Annotated in this window: 20 protein-coding genes and 1 tRNA gene; 9 read left to right on the forward strand and 12 right to left on the reverse strand. The window is 66.6% G+C overall.

Going from position 1 to position 19,312, the window contains the following annotated elements:
• Nucleotides 1-11: 11 nt before the first annotated feature.
• The 3 genes from SROT_RS02620 to SROT_RS02630 form a co-directional block, all read right to left on the reverse strand.
• Nucleotides 12-896, reverse strand: coding sequence for a sulfurtransferase (locus SROT_RS02620; protein WP_013137460.1), 885 nt, complete (start codon nt 894-896; stop codon nt 12-14).
• Nucleotides 897-1,072: 176 nt separating this feature from the next.
• The gene (locus SROT_RS02625) at nt 1,073-1,804 is read right to left on the reverse strand and encodes a Maf family protein (RefSeq protein WP_013137461.1); all 732 of its coding nucleotides are present in this window, start codon (nt 1,802-1,804) and stop codon (nt 1,073-1,075) included.
• A 24-nt stretch (nt 1,805-1,828) separates the two neighbouring features.
• Nucleotides 1,829-2,101, reverse strand: coding sequence for an acyl-CoA carboxylase subunit epsilon (locus tag SROT_RS02630; RefSeq protein WP_013137462.1), 273 nt, complete (start codon nt 2,099-2,101; stop codon nt 1,829-1,831).
• Nucleotides 2,102-2,391: 290 nt separating this feature from the next.
• On the opposite strand from SROT_RS02630, the gene SROT_RS02640 reads away from it, so the two are divergent.
• Nucleotides 2,392-3,132 carry a rhomboid-like protein gene (locus SROT_RS02640; RefSeq protein ID WP_013137464.1) on the forward strand — a complete coding sequence of 247 codons (741 nt, stop codon included), beginning with the start codon at nt 2,392-2,394 and terminating at the stop codon, nt 3,130-3,132.
• Here SROT_RS02640 and SROT_RS02645 read toward each other — a convergent pair.
• The 4 genes from SROT_RS02645 to panB form a co-directional block, all read right to left on the reverse strand.
• Nucleotides 3,129-3,653, reverse strand: coding sequence for a PaaI family thioesterase (locus SROT_RS02645; RefSeq protein ID WP_013137465.1), 525 nt, complete (start codon nt 3,651-3,653; stop codon nt 3,129-3,131). The genes SROT_RS02640 and SROT_RS02645 overlap by 4 nt on opposite strands.
• 89 nt (nt 3,654-3,742) lie before the next feature.
• Nucleotides 3,743-4,252 (reverse strand): tat pathway signal sequence, encoded by a 510-nt coding sequence (locus SROT_RS02650; protein WP_148223316.1) that lies wholly within the window; start codon nt 4,250-4,252, stop codon nt 3,743-3,745.
• An 86-nt stretch (nt 4,253-4,338) separates the two neighbouring features.
• Nucleotides 4,339-5,292 (reverse strand): prolyl aminopeptidase, encoded by a 954-nt coding sequence (gene pip, locus SROT_RS02655; protein WP_013137467.1) that lies wholly within the window; start codon nt 5,290-5,292, stop codon nt 4,339-4,341.
• Nucleotides 5,293-5,386: 94 nt separating this feature from the next.
• Nucleotides 5,387-6,214: a 3-methyl-2-oxobutanoate hydroxymethyltransferase gene (panB, locus tag SROT_RS02660; protein WP_013137468.1), complete on the reverse strand. Its 828-nt coding sequence runs from the start codon at nt 6,212-6,214 to the stop codon at nt 5,387-5,389.
• A 184-nt stretch (nt 6,215-6,398) separates the two neighbouring features.
• Here panB and SROT_RS02665 point away from each other — a divergent pair, with 184 nt between their 5' ends.
• The 5 genes from SROT_RS02665 to glnA all read left to right on the forward strand — a co-directional run bounded on the left by SROT_RS02665 (nt 6,399) and on the right by glnA (nt 12,153).
• Complete coding sequence (locus tag SROT_RS02665; RefSeq protein ID WP_013137469.1) at nt 6,399-7,994, forward strand: alpha/beta hydrolase; 1,596 nt, start codon at nt 6,399-6,401, stop codon at nt 7,992-7,994.
• 247 nt (nt 7,995-8,241) lie between these two features.
• Nucleotides 8,242-9,264, forward strand: coding sequence for a polyprenyl synthetase family protein (locus tag SROT_RS15470; protein WP_013137470.1), 1,023 nt, complete (start codon nt 8,242-8,244; stop codon nt 9,262-9,264).
• A complete protein-coding gene (locus tag SROT_RS02675; RefSeq protein ID WP_083777817.1) occupies nt 9,192-10,142 on the forward strand; it encodes a UbiA family prenyltransferase in 951 nt (316 codons plus the stop codon). Before SROT_RS15470 ends, SROT_RS02675 begins: the two co-directional genes overlap by 73 nt.
• 57 nt (nt 10,143-10,199) lie before the next feature.
• Nucleotides 10,200-10,730: an isopentenyl-diphosphate Delta-isomerase gene (gene idi, locus SROT_RS02680; protein ID WP_041407589.1), complete on the forward strand. Its 531-nt coding sequence runs from the start codon at nt 10,200-10,202 to the stop codon at nt 10,728-10,730.
• Between the two features lie 82 nt (nt 10,731-10,812).
• Nucleotides 10,813-12,153 (forward strand): type I glutamate--ammonia ligase, encoded by a 1,341-nt coding sequence (gene glnA / locus SROT_RS02685; protein ID WP_013137473.1) that lies wholly within the window; start codon nt 10,813-10,815, stop codon nt 12,151-12,153.
• Between the two features lie 45 nt (nt 12,154-12,198).
• Here glnA and SROT_RS02690 read toward each other — a convergent pair whose 3' ends face one another.
• Together SROT_RS02690 and SROT_RS02695 are read right to left on the reverse strand one after the other, a co-directional pair.
• Nucleotides 12,199-13,209 (reverse strand): malate dehydrogenase, encoded by a 1,011-nt coding sequence (locus SROT_RS02690; RefSeq protein WP_013137474.1) that lies wholly within the window; start codon nt 13,207-13,209, stop codon nt 12,199-12,201.
• A 43-nt stretch (nt 13,210-13,252) separates the two neighbouring features.
• Nucleotides 13,253-14,302: a hypothetical protein gene (locus SROT_RS02695; RefSeq protein WP_013137475.1), complete on the reverse strand. Its 1,050-nt coding sequence runs from the start codon at nt 14,300-14,302 to the stop codon at nt 13,253-13,255.
• A 219-nt stretch (nt 14,303-14,521) separates the two neighbouring features.
• Here SROT_RS02695 and SROT_RS15475 point away from each other — a divergent pair, with 219 nt between their 5' ends.
• Nucleotides 14,522-15,022, forward strand: a complete 501-nt coding sequence (locus SROT_RS15475; protein ID WP_013137476.1) for a DoxX family protein — start codon at nt 14,522-14,524, stop codon at nt 15,020-15,022.
• A 121-nt stretch (nt 15,023-15,143) separates the two neighbouring features.
• Nucleotides 15,144-16,358, forward strand: a complete 1,215-nt coding sequence (locus tag SROT_RS02705) for an FAD-dependent monooxygenase (RefSeq protein ID WP_013137477.1) — start codon at nt 15,144-15,146, stop codon at nt 16,356-16,358.
• A 136-nt stretch (nt 16,359-16,494) separates the two neighbouring features.
• Here the strand turns inward: SROT_RS02705 and SROT_RS02710 are convergent.
• From SROT_RS02710 to SROT_RS02720, 3 genes are all read right to left on the reverse strand, one after another.
• Nucleotides 16,495-16,582: transfer RNA gene (locus SROT_RS02710), tRNA-Ser, on the reverse strand.
• Between the two features lie 391 nt (nt 16,583-16,973).
• Entirely contained in the window at nt 16,974-17,516 is a 543-nt protein-coding gene (locus tag SROT_RS02715; protein ID WP_013137478.1) for a nucleoside deaminase, read from the reverse strand.
• Between the two features lie 129 nt (nt 17,517-17,645).
• The gene (locus SROT_RS02720) at nt 17,646-18,155 is read right to left on the reverse strand and encodes a tRNA adenosine deaminase-associated protein (protein ID WP_013137479.1); all 510 of its coding nucleotides are present in this window, start codon (nt 18,153-18,155) and stop codon (nt 17,646-17,648) included.
• A 119-nt stretch (nt 18,156-18,274) separates the two neighbouring features.
• Between SROT_RS02720 and SROT_RS02725 the strand changes: the two genes are divergently transcribed.
• Nucleotides 18,275-19,228 carry a prephenate dehydrogenase gene (locus SROT_RS02725; protein ID WP_013137480.1) on the forward strand — a complete coding sequence of 318 codons (954 nt, stop codon included), beginning with the start codon at nt 18,275-18,277 and terminating at the stop codon, nt 19,226-19,228.
• Nucleotides 19,229-19,312: the final 84 nt, after the last annotated feature.

Below are 19,312 nucleotides of genomic sequence, written 5' to 3' on the forward strand. Positions count from 1 at the left end.
TTTTTCTCGCCTCATGGGGCGCCCGGTTCCTCGCCTGTGGCGAAGGGCGCGGCGACGGTGTTGCCCCATTCGCTCCACCCGCCATCGTAATTGCGCGCGCTCGACACGCCGAGAAGGAATTTCAGCACGAACCAGGTGTGCGCGGAGCGCTCGCCGATCTGGCAGTACGTCACCACCTTGCTCCGCTTGCCCTCGGCGAGGCCGTCGAAGACTTGCGTGAGCTCCGCGGCGGACAAGAAATGTCCGCTTGGGTGGATCGCGCTGGCCCAGGGAATGTTTTTGGCCGAGGGGATGTGCCCGGCTCGCGCCGAACGCTCGACCGGGTATTCCGGCACCGGCCTGCGGGGCCCGGCGTATTCCTCCGGGCTGCGCACGTCGAGAACGGTGCAGCTGCCCAAGGAGCGCGCGAGCTGGTCGCGGAAGACCCGGTTCGTCTCGTCGTCGCGTTTGACGAGCGGGTAATCCGCTTGGGCGAGCCGCGGGAAGTCGAGTGTCGTCTCCCTGCCCTCGGCGAGCCACGCGGCGCGTCCGCCGTCGAGCAGGCGGACGTCCGTGTGCCCGAACAGGGTCAGAATCCACACCAAGTGCGCCGCCCACCGGTTCTGTTTGTCCCCGTAGACCACCACCGTGTGGTTGCGATCGATGCCTTTGCTGTTGAGGAGCGAGGCGAACCGGGAAGGGTCGAGCACGTCGTGGCTGTTGGGGCTCGCGAGCTCTGTGCGCCAATCCACCTTGGCGGCAGTCGGAATGTGCCCAGCGTCGTACACGAGGCTGTCTTCGTTCGCCTCCAGGAGGCGAAGTTGCCGGTGGCCGAGGTTCGCCGACAGCCATTCGGTGCTGACGACCCGCTCCGGGACTGCGTAGCCGGCTGCGACAGAAGCAGGGTCCACATGCACGGTGTCGGGTCACTTCCTTCGGGTCTCGTCCGGTATTTTGTCCGGAGTGGGCTTGAGAAGAGTACCCGGTTTCTAAGGAAACGGTAAAGTCCACACGCCTCCGCGTGGCGCGAGTGCGCCGCATCGATGCGAAATAGTGACCTCAGCCGCGCCGCCCGGGCCCAGAGACGTTTTGCTCATCGGGGCGTTGTGACGGGCAGTTCGCCGTCCGGGGCTGAAAGCCGCTCCGCGGTCCCGGCGGCGCGCCACAGCGCGGCGACGTCCAGGCCGACTTCGGCGAGCAGCCGCCGAAGCACCGGCAAGCCCAGTCCGATCACGGTGGAGGGGGCGCCTTCGACGCGGTCGATGAACCAGCTGCCCCTGCCTTCCAGGGTGAAGGCACCGGCCACCTCCAAAGGCTCGCCGGTGGCGAGATACGCCCTGGCCTCGTCGCCGGTGAGGTCGCCGAACTGGATATCCCCCCGCGCGACCTCCTGCGCCCGCGCGACGATCCGACCGTCCGCTATCCGCAGCAGACAATGCCCGGTCAGCAGCGTCCCGACTTGGCCGGACATCTTTTGCCAGCGCGACCACGCGACATCAGGCAGATGCGGTTTGCCGTGCAGTTCGCCGCCTGACAAGAATGCGGAATCGGCCGCGATGACCAGGATTTGCGCCCCGGACGAGGGAGGCCCCCCCATGCTGGCGGCTTCGATCAGCCGCGCCGCCACCGCCTCGGCTTTGGCCTCGGCCAGCGCCGCCACCACATCGCCAGGGTCTGCCTGCGGCCCGAGTCCGGCTGCGATGGCCTCTTCATCGACATCCGAGACAAGGATTTCCGGCTCCACCCCGGCTCCGCGCAAAAGGGCTCGCCGCGAAGGAGATCCGGAAGCAAGGACAACACGAAGGCTCGTGGGGGAATCCGCCATACAGCGGAAACTATCAGACGTGCCTCAGGCGCCGCGCCACGGAGGCGAGGGTTCCTGGAGGAAGGATTGCGGCAGCCCGCCGGGGATGTACGACAACTGCTGGTCGCCTGCGCGCCACAGGTCGCGCGGATGCCTGCGGGTGTCGCGCTCCCAGAGCCGCTGGGCCCATAACTCGGCCAGCACCGCGGAGAGGGCTGCGACTTCTTCATCCGTGGGGTTGCCCTTCACGACGGTGAAGTCAATCGGCCCACGGCTGGTTTCTTCGGTGGCGTGGGGAACGACGGTTGAGGCTGTCATGCCGTCATACTAATCCCAGCACGACTGTTCTTTTGTGACCCTCATGGAACTCTCATGAAATTTTCACGAAGCCCCAACTCTCTGTCGCGGCGTGCTGAAAACGCAGGTCTTCCATGATATCGGGGCGTGGAGCGGCTGCGCGCCGGACCGTGAAAGCGTGATGCGTGTCTCTCATGATGCGGTGCTTGGGCGGGCCCGAGGATTCTTCGGCATGCTCGAACGCATGCGAACACATGAAGCAGGCTCGCTCTGCGCGGCGGCGTCGAGAACAGATCTGTGAGGAGCCCGCGATGACCTCTCTTGCCCAGGCTGCTCCACTGCGGTGGGCCGCCCGGTTCCCAGTGACCCTCTGCTACGTCCTCGGCCTTGCCGCGGTCGCTTTCTTCCAACGCGGCCTCTCGGACGCGCGCGGCCAACAACTGGTTTCCCAGACCAGCACGAATCTGCGCAATCTTGCCGAAGGCAGGTGGCTGACATTGTTGGAAAGCGCTTTTGTCACACAAGAGGATCCGAGCAGGATCTGGGTGTGGCTGCCGGGCTTCGCCTGTCTGCTGGCGCTGGGGGAATGGATCTGGCGGTCTCGCCGGTTGGCGGGCGCGATCGTGTTGAGCCATGTCGGGGGCACGGCGCTCGTGGCCCTCGGGCTCGTCGTGGCGCTCCGGCTCGGCTGGGCGGAGAGTTCCGTGGTGGACGACGACGATGTGGGCGTGAGCTATGCCTCGATGGGGGCGTTCGGCGCGTTGATCGGCGCTGTGCCGCGCGCGTTGCGTCTGCCATGGGCCGCGTGGTGGTTGGCGGCGGCGGCGCTCGCCCTGTGGCGCGATCGGGACTTCACCAGCGCCGGGCATCTCGTCTCCTTGTGCTTGGGCCTGATGGCAGGGGCGTGGTTCGCGCGAGGGGGCGAGCGGACGCGCTGGACGCCTCTGATGCTCTGCCTCGCCGCCGTCGCGTTCGTGTTCTCCTTCGACGTCCTCGTGGACGTGCGGGCCTTTGGGTTCGACCCGCAGGCGCCCGCGGCCTCGCCGCCCTAGGGCTTCATGATCAAGAGGCTGCTCGACGCGGTCTCCACCACTTTGCCGTCTTGGTTGCGCACCTCGCCCTCGGCGAAGCTCACCCGCGAGCCCGGTTTGACGAGCCAGCCCTTGGCGGTGAGTTCGTCGCCGGAGCGCACTGGGCGCACGTAGCTCACTTTGAGCTCGATGGAGGTGTAGCCGACCCCGGCGGGCAGCATCGTGTGCGCGGCGCAACCGCACACCGAGTCCAACAGCGCGCACACCAGGCCGCCGTGCACCACCCCGATCGGGTTGTGCGCGGAGTCGTCCGGCACGCACCGGAAGACGACTTCGCCTTCGCCGAAGGAGACGAGCTCCATGCCGAGCAGCCCGCTGATCGGCGGGCCCGGCAGCCTGCCGTCTCGCATGGCGGCGAGATACTCGGCTCCTGACATGCGCCGACCGGCTGCCGCGTTCGGCGCGGGGTCGTGCCACTGCACGGTCTTCGAACGCGCGGGCCCCCACGAGTCGGGGGTCCGCGGCTCCGGGGGCATGGTCATGGGGCGCGCTTTCTTTCGCTTCTCGGTCGCATGCCGCCCCCACCAAGGGGCGGCGCATAGGGTCTGCCCGGAATTGGCAGGACTGCGCGTTATCGCACAGGCCTGCGCACGGCGGGCTGGCGGCGAAGGAACCGGCGCCCAAGGAGCCACAAGGCCATGACGGCGAGCGGCGCAGCCGCGATCGCCCAGTTCGCGGAGGCGATTGGGCGATGCCCGACGGCGAGCTGGACAAGCGGCCCGCCGAGGGCGATGAGACCGGTTGCCACGAGCACCGCGGCCTGCGCCAGCCAGCGTTTGTTGAGCAGCCACGCGCCGAAAGCGACCCCGGCGAGCATGGCGTTGACCGCCCGGAGGAACGGGATGAAGACGCTCGCGACCGAAAGCGCCTCGGCGGCCTTGCTGAATTGCGGCTCCAGCCTGTCGTAGCGCTCAAGGACCCCGATGCGGGCGATCAACCCCAGCGCCCAAGGGCCCACGCTTCCCACGGCGCCGACGAGGTACGCCACAAGGCCCCACCAACCCCACAGCCCGTAACCGCGCGGCCCGGCCAACGCCAGCACCAAGGACAGCAACGCGAAGAACAGGTTCAGCCGGATCATTCGCAGATCGTACCGGATCGCACCGGCTGGCCCGCATGCCGTGCCGTCGAAGAAAGCGGTGACGGCCACGCGGTGCGCCGCCCGCGCTACTGGGCGAACGCGTCCGTGGCTTCGACCAGGTGGTGCGTGTTTTCCGCTTCGAACGCCGTGTGCCCGGACTGGGCGGTGATCGTCAACTTCGACTCCGGCCAACGCCGATGCAGCTCCCAAGCGCTCGCGACGGGGCAGATCACGTCGTAGCGGCCGTGGACGATCGCCGCTGGTATGTGCCGGATCTTGTCCACGTCTTCGAGCAGTTGGTTTTCCCGCAAGAACGCCTTGTTTTGGAAGTACCAGTTTTCGATGCGGGCGAAGGCGAGCGCGGTGCGCGGGTCTTTCTCGCGGTCATGCGGATCGACGGTCAGGCCGATGGTGCGGTCTTCCCATCCGGTCCAGGCGAAGGCGGAGGCCTCCGCGGCGCTTTGGTCGCGGCCCCAGAGGAGTTTCGCGTGCTCTTCGATGAGGTTGCCGCCCCGCGCGGCGGGCGGGATCGGGGCCAAGTACTCCTCCCAGAGGTCGGGGAAGATTTGGCTGGCGCCTCCAGGGTTGTAGAACCAGTCCAGTTCGGATTCGCGGCACAGGAAGACGCCTCGGAGCACGAGTTCGCTCACCCGCTCGGGATGGGTTTGCGCGTAGGCGAGGGCGAGCGTCGAGCCCCAGGAGCCGCCGAAGACCAGCCAGCGTTCGACTCCCATCTGCTCGCGAAGCTTCTCGATGTCCGAGACCAGATTCCAGGTGGTGTTGAGCGACAGGTCTGGATTCTCGCCCGCGTGCGGGGTGGAACGCCCGCAGCCGCGCTGGTCGAACAACAGCACGTTGTAGCGTTTCGGGTCGAAGAACCGCCGCTGTTTGGGGTTGATCCCCCCGCCCGGCCCGCCGTGCAGGAAGACGGCGGGTTTGCCTTCGGGGTTGCCGACCTGCTCCCAAAAGATCCGCTGGCCGTCCCCGACGTCGAGGTGGCCGGTGGCTCGAGGTTCGATTTCAGGGTAGAGGCTGCGCATGCTTGTCAGCCTAATGCCCTCGCGGCGCCCTTGGCCGCGGCGCTGTGGGAGCGCCGCCCCGCCGTTCAGCCGGTCGGCGGGGGCTCTGCGTGGCTCAGTAGGAGTGCTCCGGGGCGGGGAAAGCCCCGGACTCCACGTCTCGGGCGTATTCGCGGGCGGCTTCGCCCAGCGCCGCGCCCAGCTCGGCGAAGCGCCGGACGAACTTCGCCGTGCGCCCAGCGGTCAAACCGGCCATGTCCTGCCAGACCAGCACCTGCGCGTCGCAGTCCGGCCCGGCTCCGATGCCGACGGTCGGAATGGTCAGCTTGGCGGTGATCTGCGCGGCGAGTTCGGCGGGCACCATTTCCATGACCACCGCGAACGCTCCGGCCTCGGCGACCGCGATGGCGTCGTGGACCAGCGTCTCGGCTTCGTCGCCCCGGCCCTGCACCCGGAAGCCGGAGAGGCTGTTCACGCGCTGGGGGGTGAATCCGATGTGGGCCATGACCGGAATCCCGGCGCGGCTGAGCGACGAGATGTGCTCGGCGTAGTCCTCGCCGCCCTCCAGTTTCACCGCGTGGGCCCCTGCCCGCGCGAAGCGGGCGGCGGTCTCGAATGCTTGCGCGGGGCTCGCCTCGTAGCTGCCGAAGGGCAGGTCGGCGACGACCAAGGCGCGCTGCGCCCCTCTGGCGACGCCGCGCACCAGCGGCAACAGCTCGTCGGCTTCGACCGACACCGTGGTGTCGTGCCCGTAGACCACGTTGGCGGCGGAGTCGCCGACCAGCAGCACGGGGATGTCGGCCGCGTCCAAAAGCGCCGCGGTGGTGTAGTCGTACGCGGTGAGCATCGCCCACTTGCGGCCTTCGCGCTTCATCTCGTGCAAATGGCTGATCCGCACGCGGGGCCGGGTTTGCGTCGCATAAGGAGCAGCAGAAACGGACATGGTGGCGACCTCTCTTTGCCTCGAGGCCCGCTGGCGGGTCCCCGGGTTGGTTTCTTGTCCGAGCTCAGTCTAACGCCGAATGCCTGAGCCGGGCAACCGCCGGACTCCGCTTGAGCCACGACTCGATCACGAACGAGGACGGGCCGCGGGCAATTATCAGGAAGTCATGGCAGGATGGCTTGCTGTGAAAGAAGTGTTCTCTGTTGCGGCGTGGGGCGGCGCCTTTCTCGGCAAGTCCGGCCCCAGGCGCGCGCGGGCATTGGCGATTGTGTCGGCGACGGCCGCGGCCGCAGGTGTGGCGCTCGTCGCCTGCCCTCGGTCCGCCTCCGCGCCGGATATGCCCGAGGCGCTGAAGCCCTTTTACGACCAGCAGGTCGTCTGGGGCTCCTGCCAGGGCTATGTCGCCGACTTCAAACCGAGCCCGAGGACCGAGTGCGCCATGGTCAAGGTGCCGGTGGACTACCAGAACCCGAAGGGCGAGAGCGCGCAGATCGCCGTGTACCGGATCAAAGCCGCCGGCCAGAAGATCGGCTCTTTGCTCTTCAACCCCGGCGGTCCGGGCGGCTCCGGAGTCGGTTTCGTCTCAGGCTCCGCCTCGGCCCTGGTGAAACTGGACATCGCGCAGCGCTTCGACCTGGTCGGCTTCGACCCGAGGGGCATCGGCCACTCGACGCCCTCAGTGCACTGCTTGAGCGACAAAGAGCAAGACGCGTTGCGCGCGCTCAACGACAACGACTACACCCCTGCGGGCATCGCCCGCCAGGAAACCCGCAACAAGGATTACGCGCAGAAATGCGCCCAGCGCACGGGGGCGAATTTCCTCGCCCATGTGAACTCGATGGACGTCGCGCGGGACATGGACGTGCTGCGCCAGGCGCTCGGCGACGAGAAGCTGAATTATGTCGGCTACTCCTACGGCACCAGGATCGGCACCGACTACGCCGAGCTTTTCCCCACGCATGTGCGGGCGATGGTCCTCGACGGCGCGCTCGACCCGAATGAGAGCCCAGTGGACAAACTCGTCAACCAGGCGAAGGGCTTCGAGGACGCGTTCCGCATCTTCGCGGCAGACTGCGCCACCCAGGACCACTGCCCGCTGGGCAACGACCCCGCCCAGGCCGACGAGAAGTTCCGCGCCCTGGTCCTGCCGTTGATCGAGCATCCGGTCAACACGCGCGACGGACGTGGCCTCGGCTACTCGGACGCGGTCCTCGGCACCATCCAGGCGCTGTACTCCAAGCAGCTCTGGGTGGCGCTGCGGGAGGGGCTCACCGAGGTCAAGGCGGGTTCGGGCAATATTTTGCAGCTGCTGTCCGACCTGTACATGGACCGGGACTCGAAGTCCGGGCATTACAGCAACGAGCAAGACGCGAACATCGCTGTGCGATGCGTGGACGACGCTCCGACAACCGACCGTTCGGTCGTGGACCAGATGGACGTGCAGGGCCGCAAGGTCGCCCCGTTCGAGGACGACGAGCGCGGCACCGGGCACGGCGCGCTCGACCCGTGCGCGTTCTGGCCGGTCAAGCCCACCATCGCGCCGACGATTTCGAGCCCGCCCGTCGGATTGCCCAAGATTGTCGTGGTTTCCACCACGAATGACCCGGCCACGCCGTACCAAGCGGGCGTGGAGCTGGCCAAACAGCTCGGAGCCTCCCTCATCACGTACAACGGCACGCAGCACACCGTCTCTCTGCAAGACCAGAGCCAGTGCGTCGACAACGCGGTCCAGCAGTACTTGATCGACCTCAAGTCTCCCGCCGACGGTCTGACCTGCTGATCCGACGCCTTGTGGCGTCGGGCTGCTGAGACCGCGCCGCACGGCTCTTCCTTGCCCCTTTCGGGTGCAAGCTGCGCTTTCTCTGCGCTGGCGCGCGCAAGGGCGCAAAAGTTTGACAGAAAACTGGTGGATCGGTACTGTCCGATGACAGCAATATATGACATATATCCTACATAAAGGCAATATGTGGTAAGTGTTACATAATAAATCGCGCATCAAGCAATGGAGCTGGAAGGACCGCGCCGACATGACCAACCTTGCCGCGAGCATCGGAACCAAAGCGTTTTGCCGTTCTGTGGAAGACAGGGTCAGGCAGCAGGTGGACTCCCTGCCTCCTGCAATTCGGGGTCCTGCTTGCCACCACTTCGGCATACGCGAGGCGGGGGGAAAGAGCCCCGGTATGGGCAAGATCGCGCGGTCAAGGCTGTGCGCCGAGCTGGCCAGTATGGTCGACGGCCCCCATGTGACGATCCCAAGGGAGCGGGCGATCACCGCCGCCACGGCAATTGAGATGATCCATAACTTCGGCCTGATCCATGACGACATCATGGATCAGGACGAGGAGCGCCGGGGCCGCAAAGCCGTGTGGGTGGCGTACGGAACGGGCATGGCCATTCTGCTCGGCGACATTTTGCTGGCCACCGCCGTGAAAATAGCGGCCAGTGTCGGAAACACGAGAATCGCCGATATCTTCAACCAAGCTATCGGCAAGCTCATCGAGGGGCAGCTGCTCGACATGGGCTCGAATATCGGGACCACGTTGGAAGAGCTCTGGGGCATCGCTGAGAAGAAGACCGCGTCCCTGTTCGAGTTGGCGGCAATGTCGATCGCCGAGTTGGCCTGCGTGACGCAGAGGCAGGGCGAAGCGATGGAAAGTTTTTCTCGGCACTACGGCGTGGCGTTCCAGTACATGAACGACGCCGCCAGTTTCTTCGCGGGAAACAGCCACGACCCTCGGGCGCTCTCGGACATCAAGAACCGCAGGGCCACCCTCCCGGCTGTTCTGTTGGTCCAGAATGCATTGCCAGGCTCGGATGCGCTGATCGCGCACTTCAGCGATGACCAGCCGCTCACCGGGGGAGCGGCGTATGAAATTATGCGCGCATTGAGAAGCGACGCTGTGCGGGATATGGCGCGCCAGGCTGTATTGCAAGAGTTGGAAATGGCGCAAAACGCTTTGAGCGCGGAATTCGAACCATGCTCGGTGCTCGCTCTTGCGTCAGAAATGTTGGACTCGAAAATCCTCGGCGGATTGATGTCTCCATGCTGAAAGAACGTGTCCGTCGTGAAATTTCGATAACCCTGCGGCTCAATATCAACAACATCTGGGTGGCGATGTTCCCCGCAGTGGTGTTCGCGGCGGCGGGATGGGTCTCGAATGGCAGCTCCAGCGCGACAGAGGCCCTCAAATTTCTCGCAGCGCTGGTCTGGTCTTATTTTTTCAGCTATGTCTTCGATGCGGCGAACCAAGCTGTCGGGTGCGAGGAGGACGTCCTCAACAAGCCGCACCGGCCGATTCCGCACGGCCTCGTCGACTCGCGGGGCCTCTGGGCCCGTTATCGGTGGGCTTCGGCTCTTTTTGTCGCTGTTTCGCTGGTCGGCAATGCCACCACTCTGGCAGCGTCTTTGGGGTGGGTGCTTGTCACGTTGTTCGCGCACACCCAGCTCAAGCCTCGCCACTACTACCTGTGGAAACCTGTGACCACATGGCTCGGCGTGGTGGCCCAACTCGCTGGCGGCTGGTCTTTCATGGACGATTTGGCGAGCGAAAGCATCATGTGGATCGTTGTGGTCGCAACTATGTTCATCGTGGCTCAGCCTATAGAAGACGTGCGTGACATCGCAGGCGACACTCGCATGGGCAAGGTTTCGTTGGCGTACTTGTTCGGAGCGAAGAAAGTATGCGTGGCTTTCTGCCTGATCATTGCGGCATGGCCGTTTTTGGCGTACGCGCTGTTCCTGCACTCCTCGACTCTGTCGCCTTGGGAATGGGGGGCTTTGCTTTTGCTCGGCGCGCTGTGCGGCATTGCTTTTCACCACGCCTACCAGTGGAATTCACTCCACCATCAAAGGCGTGCCTACATTGTGTACTGTTTCGCCTATATCGCGCTGACGTTGGTCCCTTTGAGCTGTCTTGTGTCTCGATGACGCGGCAATATTTCGAGTATGGAATCGGCCTTCACCAAGGAGGAATCGCGGTGGCTCATGGAGTTCGCTAGAGGGAATGTCGGCACTGTCGACCTGGTGGACGCGCAAGGCCGCTCAACAGGTGTGAGACCCGTGGCCGACGCGCACCGGGCGCCAGGCGTTCTGCACCGCGCCTTCAGCGTGCTGTTGCTCCGGGACGGCAACGAAATGCTTTTGCAGAGGCGTTCGGTCGCAAAAGAGCGGTGGCCTGGTTTTTGGTCGAATAGCTGTTGCGGGCATCCGCGTTCTGCAGACACCCTCGTCGACGACGCGAAGCGTCGTGTTTTCGAAGAGCTCGGCATTCGTGTGGACGCGCTCGAGCATGCCGGATCTTTCGTGTACCGAGCAACGCTGCGCGAGTGGACGGAACACGAGTACGACCATGTGCTGATCGGCAACATGGCCGGGGAGGACTCGCTCTTGCGGCCGGATCCGAAGGAAATCGGCGAGTTGCTGTGGCTTCCCGTGCAAGATTCCCTGGAGGCCCTGCGCCAGGTCACCCCCTGGCTCCCCCTGGTCCTGGAACAAGTCCGGGCTCGTCTTGCCTGAGCCGCCGCGCCGTGCGTGATCTTGGCCGGGGAAACCGCGCCCCCGTTGCGCGGTCGTCATGAAAAGGGCTTAAGCTGGGCGCATGAACCGCCAAGAGGAGTTCGTGCTCCGCGCGCTCGAAGAACGGGACATCCGCTTCGTCCGCCTCTGGTTCACCGACGTGCTGGGTTACCTCAAGTCGGTGGCCATCGCCCCAGCGGAGTTGGAAGGAGCCTTCGCCGAGGGCATCGGCTTCGACGGTTCCTCCATCGAGGGCTTCTCCCGCGTGTACGAGGCGGACATGGTCGCCAAACCGGACCCGTCGACGTTCCAGGTCCTCCCGTGGACCACGAGCAGCGGCAAGCACCACTCCGCGCGGATGTTCTGCGACATCGCGATGCCGGACGGCTCGTCCTCCTGGGCCGACTCCCGATATGTGCTGCGCCGCCAGCTCAATCGCGCCTTGGAACTCGGTTTCTCTTGTTACGTCCACCCGGAGATCGAGTTCTTCCTGCTCAAGGACTCGCCGTCGAAGCTCGCCCCGCCGGTGCCCGCCGACGACGGCGGGTACTTCGACCAGGCCGTGCACGATTCGGCCCCGGACTTCCGCCGCCATGTCGTCCACGCGCTGGAGTTCATGGGCATCTCGGTCGAGTTCAGCCACCACGAGAACGCGCCCGGCCAGCAAGAGATCGACTTGCGCTACGCCGACGCCCTGTCCATGGCGGACAATGTCATGACGTTGCGCTACCTGGTCAAAGAGGTGGCGATCCAGGAGGGCGTGCGCGCCACGTTCATGCCCAAACCGTTCACCCAGCACGCCGGTTCCGCCATGCACACGCACATGAGCCTCTTCGAGGGCGAGGCGAACGCCTTCCACAGCCCGGACGACCCGCTGCAGCTGTCGCCGATCGGCAAATCGTTCATCGCGGGCATCCTGGAGCACGCGAACGAGATCAGCGCCGTCACAAACCAATGGGTGAACTCGTACAAGCGACTCGTCCAAGGCGGCGAGGCCCCCACGGCGGCCTGCTGGGGCGCGTCAAACCGCTCCGCCCTCGTGCGGGTGCCGATGTACACGCCGAACAAAGCCTCCTCGCGCCGCATCGAAGTGCGCAGCCCGGACTCCTCCTGCAACCCGTACTTGACGTTCGCGGTCCTGCTCGCCGCAGGTTTGCGCGGTGTGGAGAAAGGCTACGACCTGCCTGCCCAGGCCGAAGACGACGTGTGGTCCTTGTCCTCGGCGGAGCGCAAAGCGATGGGGTACCGCCCGTTGCCGGAAAGCCTGTCCGAGGCCCTCACCGCGATGGAAGGCTCCGAGCTGGTCGCGCAAGCCCTCGGCGAGCACGTCTTCGACTACTTCCTGCGCAACAAACGCCACGAATGGTCCGAGTACAGCCGTCAAGTGACTCCCTTCGAGCTGCACAATTACCTCGCTCTGTGAGCCCTGGCGGGCGATCTCCCGCATTGCTCCTCGGCTCGGCGCGGGCTACAACAGGCCGAGCGCCCGGACCGCGTCCCGTTCGGACACCAGCTCCGCGACGGAGGCGTCGATCCTTGCCCGCGAGAACTCGCCCACGTGCAGGCCTTCCACGATGAGCCATTCCCCGTTGACGGAGCGCGCGGGGAAGGAGCTGACCAAACCTTCCGGCACGCCGTAGACCCCAGGCGAGGGGAGCGCGACCGAGGTCCAGTCCCCGCCCCATTCGCGTCCGAGCGCCCAGTCGCGAATATGGTCGATGGCCGCCGTGGCCGCCGAACCAGCCGAGGAGACGCCGCGCGCCTCGATAATCGCCGCGCCGCGCTGGGCGACGGTCGGAATGAACTCGTCGGCGAGCCAGGATCGGTCTTCGGCGAGCTGCGCGCCGCTCAGCTGCCCGGCCCGCGCGTGGAAAACGTCGGGATACTGCGTGCTCGAATGGTTGCCCCAAATGCTCACGCGAGAGACTTCGCCCACGCGCACACCGGCCTTCACGGCCAATTGGGCGAGAGCGCGGTTATGGTCGAGCCTGGTGAGCGCGGTGAAGCGTTCCGGCGGAATGTCCGGTGCGTGGCTGAGCGCGATCAACGCGTTCGTGTTGGCGGGGTTGCCCACGACGATCACCCGGATGTCGTCCGCTGCCCCTTCGTTCAACGCCCTGCCTTGCGGCCCGAAGATCCCGCCGTTCGCCCGCAGCAGGTCCGACCGCTCCATGCCGCGCGCCCTCGGTTTCGCCCCGACGAGCAGCGCGACATTGGCCCCGGCGAACGCCGCTGCCGGATCGTCGTGCACCTCGACCGAGTCCAACAGCCCGAACGCGCAGTCCATCAGCTCCATGGCCACACCCTCTGCCGCGCGAGCCGCCGCAGGCGTCTCCAGCAGCCGCAGGACGATCCTCCGGCCCGGGCCGAGCATCGCGCCGGAGGCGATCTGAAACACCGCCGAGTAGCCGATGTTCCCCGCAGCGCCGGTGACCGCGACGACGACGGGCTGGTCTTTTCCCGGAAGATCGTGCGGCATGGCACTGACGCTACTGCGCGGCATGCTCACGCGCGCGGCCGGGTCAGCAGCGTTCGTATTGGCGGCGCAGTTCGGCCTCCAACGCCGAGGGCCTGTGGTTCGGCGAAGGCTGGCTGCAACCGCCGAGGATCAGCTCAACGGACTCCGTGTACGAGAAGATGTTGACGCGCACCGGGGAGCCGAGACCGGGCAACAGCGGGACGACCGCCCGCGTGATGCCTTCGACCCGCTCATTCGTGTTCGGCTTGGCCCAGAGGTCGATCTTCACGTTCGTGAGCGCCCCGGAGGCCTGCGCCCCCGCAGGGTCGGTGACCGCGTCGCCGTCGTCGTCCGGCCCGAGCCGCTCGAGGATCTGCTGCCACAGCTCGCGGCGCTCGCGGTCGGGGAATTGGCCGTGGATTCGGTAGACGCGGAACTCTCTGCGGGCCGCTCCGGGCGGGACGCTGGATTTCCATGTCGCGTCGCGCAGTTCGGGATGTGCGTCGATGAGCTCGGCGATCGCCTCGTCGTCGACGGATGACGAAATCGAGACGACGATGCTGCGCCGACTGTTCGTCCCGGGCAAAGCCTCTTGGTGCACAGTGGCCCCGACGGTGGCGGGCGACTGCGCCGTTTGGAGCCACAGGGCCAAACTGGAGGCGACTTCCGCGCTGGACGGGTTTGGGTTGCTCGCAGCGTTTTCGGGGGCGGAACGGAAGTGGTACTGGAAGCTCGCGTGCGAATCGGAGGTTTTTGTGGCGCGGCTGCTGTTCGCCGGGTAGGCGACGTTGAGGATGACGTCGAACCCGCCGAAGTCCCCGGCGCGCATACGGTCGACGAATGTGCTGCCAACCGCCGCGGCCTGCGTCTGCGAGGCCGTTTCCGCGAGTGTCACATCCAGCCGGAAAGAAGCGCCGCTGCGATAGGCGACGTCGGCGGCCGCCACGCCGGGCAAGGCCCGAACGGCGTTGCCGATGGCACGGGCCTCGGCGCTGCGGTCTGCGGAACATCCGCCCGCCCCGGCGGTCAGGACGACTGCGCAGAGCATCATCGCCGCAACACGAAAGGGCCGCCGTCGTGCGGCGTCGTTCGCGCTCGGGCGGATGCGTCTCATGTCCCTCATCCTAGAGTGGCGCCAGCTGCTCTCCTGCCGTGTGTGCCAAAGAGCAAAACCGGGCGTGCGCCGCGAGCCGGAAATTTTTCGGGCCAGGCCAAGCGGCTTCGCCGCGCGAGCATGCCGACTGCCTGTTCTGTTCGGCCGCGCGCCTTTGACAGGCGGCTGGCGTTGGGCGAGAATGAGGCGGACGCGGGGCGCGATCCGAAAGGAACAGCTATGCCAGTCTGGGTCCGAGATTTCGCTTTGCTCGTGCTCCGCCTCGGCTGTGCGTTCTGCCTGATCCCGCACGGGTGGAACAAAGTCACGAACTGGGGCTTCTCCGGAACTGCGGCGGGTTTCGCCCAGATGGGCGTCCCGTATCCCGAGTTGAGCGCCGCTGTGGCGATAGCGGCCGAGCTCGTGGGCGCGGTTTTGCTCGCCCTGGGCCTGCTCACCCCGCTCGCGAGCTCGGCGGTGATCGTCGCCATGCTCGGCGGACTGCTCACCGCGCCGAACCATGTTTTCACCGGCGGCGGCATGACAGGCGGGCTCCTTCCCTGGCACACTGCGGGCAAGGCGCTCGACCGAGGGGTTGGTTTTCTCGACGAGAAATGGCTGGGCGTCTCGGCGTTCCAATTCTGCCTGCTCGGCCTCGCCGTGCTCATCACCGGTCCGGGCGGGATCAGCCTGGACTGGGTGCTTTTCAAGCATTCTCGCTGGCTCGCGCCTCGGTCATGACAGCTTCGGCGCGGCTGCGTCTCGCGCGCCATGAACCTCCGAAAAAGATAGAATAGGCTATCCTTCTTTTCTGCTGCGCGCTCAGGCCGTCCCGGGCGCGGGGACTCGTGAAGGAGTGAGCGTGCAACGTCTGCGGGCAGCGGTGATCGGCGGTGGGATCGGCGGTCTCGCCGCGGCGATCGCACTGCGGGAGAACGGTCTTTCTGCCGTGGTGTTCGAGAAAGCCCAGGAGCTTCGCGAGATCGGGGCCGGAGTTGTGGTCAGGGCCAATGGCATGCGCGCTTTGGCGAGCATCGGCGCCCGGTCGGCAGTGGGCGAGGTCGCGCTGCCGGTGCGGTGCCGTCCGCCGCAGATGTGGCACGGCGACTCGTTGTCGCCCGACGCGGACCCGCACGGCAACGGCACTTTGGAAAGCCCTGTCGTGTACCCTGCGCACCGGGGCGAGCTGCAGCGGGTCCTCAAGGAGCAGCTGCCTTCCGAAGCGGTGCGCCTCGGCCATACCCTTGAGCGCGTCGCAGAGGACGAGGACGGCGTGGAGGTCTTCTTCGCGAACGGCGAGCACGAGCGGTTCGACCTGGTGATCGGGGCGGACGGCATCCATTCGGTCGTGCAAGGCTGCATAGGCGAGCCGGTGCTCCCCGAGGGGCAAGGCATCATGGCCTACCGGGGGCTGGTTCCCGCCGAGCGCCTCGTGGGGAAGGCCGAAACCGCCCGGCTGTGCCAATGGCTCGGCCAAGACCGCTACTTCATCACCTATCCTGTCTGCCGGGGGAGGCTGCTCAACGTGGTGGCTTCTGTCCCGAACACCCTGCCAGAAGGCTCCTGGTCCGCTCCGGGCGATATCGCAGACTTCGCCCGCGAATACGAGGACTGGCACCCGGAGGTGCGTCGTGTCATCGACGCGATGGACCACACATTCCGATGGGGCATTTATGACCGGCCCCCGCTGAGCCGATGGACGAGCGGCCGAGTCGCCTTGATCGGCGACGCCGCGCACGCGATGCTCCCGTACCTCGGCCAAGGCGTGAACACCGCCATGGAGGACGCGGTCACGCTCGGTGTTTTGCTCGCCGGCGCCGACACCGGCGAACTCGCAGGCCGTCTGCGCATGTACGAGGATGTGAGCCGGGACCGCATCCATCGGATTCAGCAGAGCTCGCGAAGGATGGGGCGGATCTACCGCGACGCCCGGCTCGGGGCCGACGACCGCAGGGAGCGGATGGCCGCCGAGTTGCAAGGCGGCAGTTGGCTCGCGGGCCACGACGCGGAGCGCACGGCCAGGTCGGCGCTGGCCCAACTCGTGCGAGCGGGCCGGAGTCTGGAAAACAGTCGGTGAGCCGTGCGCGCCCCAGGCCGCAGGGGCGTCGAAAGGAGGGCGGGAAACCCCGCCCCTATGATTCGGGGAGGGGTTTCCGCTTGTGCCCGAGGGCTTTGGCCAACGAAGGAGCACTGCGGTTCGGACTCAGAAATTTTGGCGGTGGCGGAGGGATTTGAACCCTCGGACGCTTTCACGTCACACGCTTTCGAGGCGTGCTCCTTAGGCCGCTCGGACACGCCACCAAGCGGTGGACTCTACACGAGCGGGTGGGGGAGCACAAACCGCATTCGCCGGGGATCGGGCAGGCGGGCATGCTGCCCCGGACAGTCGGCGCGGGGTGTTCTTGTGCCATGAGAAATCGCCACATGCGTGGTTGGCGGCATGTCCGGACAGACAAGGCCCGGTGGGAAAGAAATGACCGCAAAGCCGTACCGGTGCGCTGTCGTGGCTATGGCTCGCGCGACACGGCGCCAGCCCTTCTCGTCGAGCGCAGGCAGGAGGTCTTCCTCGACTGGCAAGCGCGCAACGTCGCGTTCCGCAGTTCGAGCTCTTCCGGGGCGTGGGCCTTGGCGAACAGATCGCCAAGGCCCACGCCCCGCTTCTCGGGGGATGCCCTGCGCCGCTTTGGCGTTTTCAGCGATTGCCGTTTTCGGCGATTGCCGTTTTCGGGGTTTGCCGTGCCCTGAGCTTGCGGAAGAAACTTCGGGTGAGCTCGGCGCATTCGGCTTCGAGGACTCCGGAGCGCACCTGTGGCCGGTGGTTGAGCCGAGGGTCCGTCACCACGTCCCATAACGAGCCGACCGCGCCGGTCTTGGGCTCCCGCGCGCCGAAGACGATCCGGGCGATCCGGGCGTTCACGGCAGCCCCCGCGCACATTGTGCATGGCTCCAGGGTCACCGCCAGCGTGCAGCCGATGAGCCGCCAGCCATCGCCGAGGATTGCGGCGGCCTGGCGCAATGCGAGGATTTCCGCGTGCGCGGTCGGGTCGCCGAAAGCCTCTCTGGCGTTCGCGGCGCGGGCCAATTCCTTGCCGTCTGGGCCGAACACGACGGCTCCGACCGGCACGTCCAGCTCGCCTGCGGCGCCTGCGGCGGCAAGGGCCTCGCGCATCAGCGCGGCGTCGGGGTCCCCGGCGTCGAAATCCTCGGTGGCGGGGTTTTGGCGGTCAGTGCTCATTGTTGGGGATTTCGGGGTTGGGGCACGCCGTCGGGGTCCCCGGCGTCGAAATCCTCGGTGGCGGGGTTTTGGCGGTCAGTGCTCATTGTTGGGGATTTCGGGGTTGGGGCACGCCGTCGGGGTCCCTGTTCACCCGCGTGGGCGCTGGTCGGCCTTTTCGAGCTCTTCTTCAAAGCCGAGCTGGCGGGCGAGCGCCGCGAGTTGTTCGTCCGCGTACAGCTCGTCGGACTCGGAGACAATGAGGCCGAGCACGGACTCTGGCAGGCCCAAGTCTTCGAGAATGCCGAAATCCCCTTCCGCCCAAGGCTCTTCGTCGTCGTCGAGCTCGTCTGGGTCCGGGATTTCCACATGCAGCTCGTCAAGGACGTCGGCGGCGAGGTCGTAGTCGAGCGCCGCGGTCGCGTCGGACAGAAGCAGCCGCGAGCTTCCCGGTCCTGGACGGACGATCACGAAGAACTCGTCGTCCACGTTGATCAGTCCGAACACCGCGCTGGTGCTGCGCAGCTCGCGGAGTTCTCGTTCGGCCTGCTCAAGGCTCGTGAGCACCTTGGGGGACAGGCCCAACACGCGCCAGCGCCCCTCTTCGCGCACGACCGCGACCGCGAGTCCGACGGGCCCCTTGGCATGTTGCGACGACATAGCTTCTACGGTAGCCGGATTCTCCGGGGGATGCGCACTCGCATCACCGCTTTGCCCGACTGCGCGCGGGCTTCGGCCCCATGCGCGGCGCTCGCGGCCGCATGAGACCCTATTGAGCTATGGCGATCCGCGACTCTTCCCCCGTCTGCGTCATCGGGCTCGGGCAGATCGGCGGTTCTGTTGTCAAAGCGGCCGCCGAGGCCGGGCGGGAGGTGTTCGGCTACGTCCGTTCGGCCCGGACCTTCGACGCGGCGAGAGCTGCGGGGTTCACGGTTTTCGGCGAGCTTGAGAGCGCGCTCAAGCATGCCGAGCTGCGCCGGGCCGTGATCGTCGTGGCGGTGCCGCTTCCCGCGACCGGGGGGGTGTTCGCCCGGATCGCCGCTTTTGGCGGCTCCTGTGTCGTCACCGACGTCGGGAGCGTCAAAGCGCCGATCCTCGCCGCCGCCGAGGAGCACGGGCTCGGCGGGCGGTTCGTCGGCGGGCATCCGATGGCGGGAAGCGCGAACAGCGGTTGGGCGGCCGCGGACGCCGCGCTGTTCCACGGCGCCGCATGGGTGGTGAGCGTGGACGAAGCGGTGACCGCCGCGGGGTTCGCCGAGGTGGCGCGGCTGGCTTTGGGGCTCGGCGCGGTGGTCGTGCCCGCCCTCGCGGCCGAGCACGACCGGGCCGTCGCCCGAATCTCGCACTTGCCGCATTTGCTCGCGGCGGTGCTCGCGAACACGGGCGCGGCGGGCGGGGAGCTCGCGTTGGGCCTGGCGGCGGGGTCGTTTCGCGACGGGACCCGTGTCGCGGGCTCGGACCCGGCTTTGGCCGAGGCGATGTGCGCGAACAACACGGCAGCGGTGATCGAGGCGTTGGACGAGGCGTTGGACGCTTTGAACGCCGCGCGCACGAAATTGGGATTGACCGGGCTGCCCGGTCCTGTTGTGCGCTCTGGTCGCGAGTCTCGTGCCGCATACGACCGGATAGCGGCGCAGCGGCCCGTCATAGCAGGGGTTGATCTGGAAGAACCTGACTGGCGAGAGCGTCTCGCCGAGGCCGGGAGACGCGGCGCGATTCTCCGCCGCCTATAGTCTCTCAAGGCGCAAATGCGAGCAAGGCGCACGGGCGCGATACCGAAAAGTTACACTATGTCATGGCGGTATCGCCGCTCACGG

This window comes from Segniliparus rotundus DSM 44985 (genome assembly GCF_000092825.1).
Lineage (GTDB): Bacteria > Actinomycetota > Actinomycetes > Mycobacteriales > Mycobacteriaceae > Segniliparus > Segniliparus rotundus.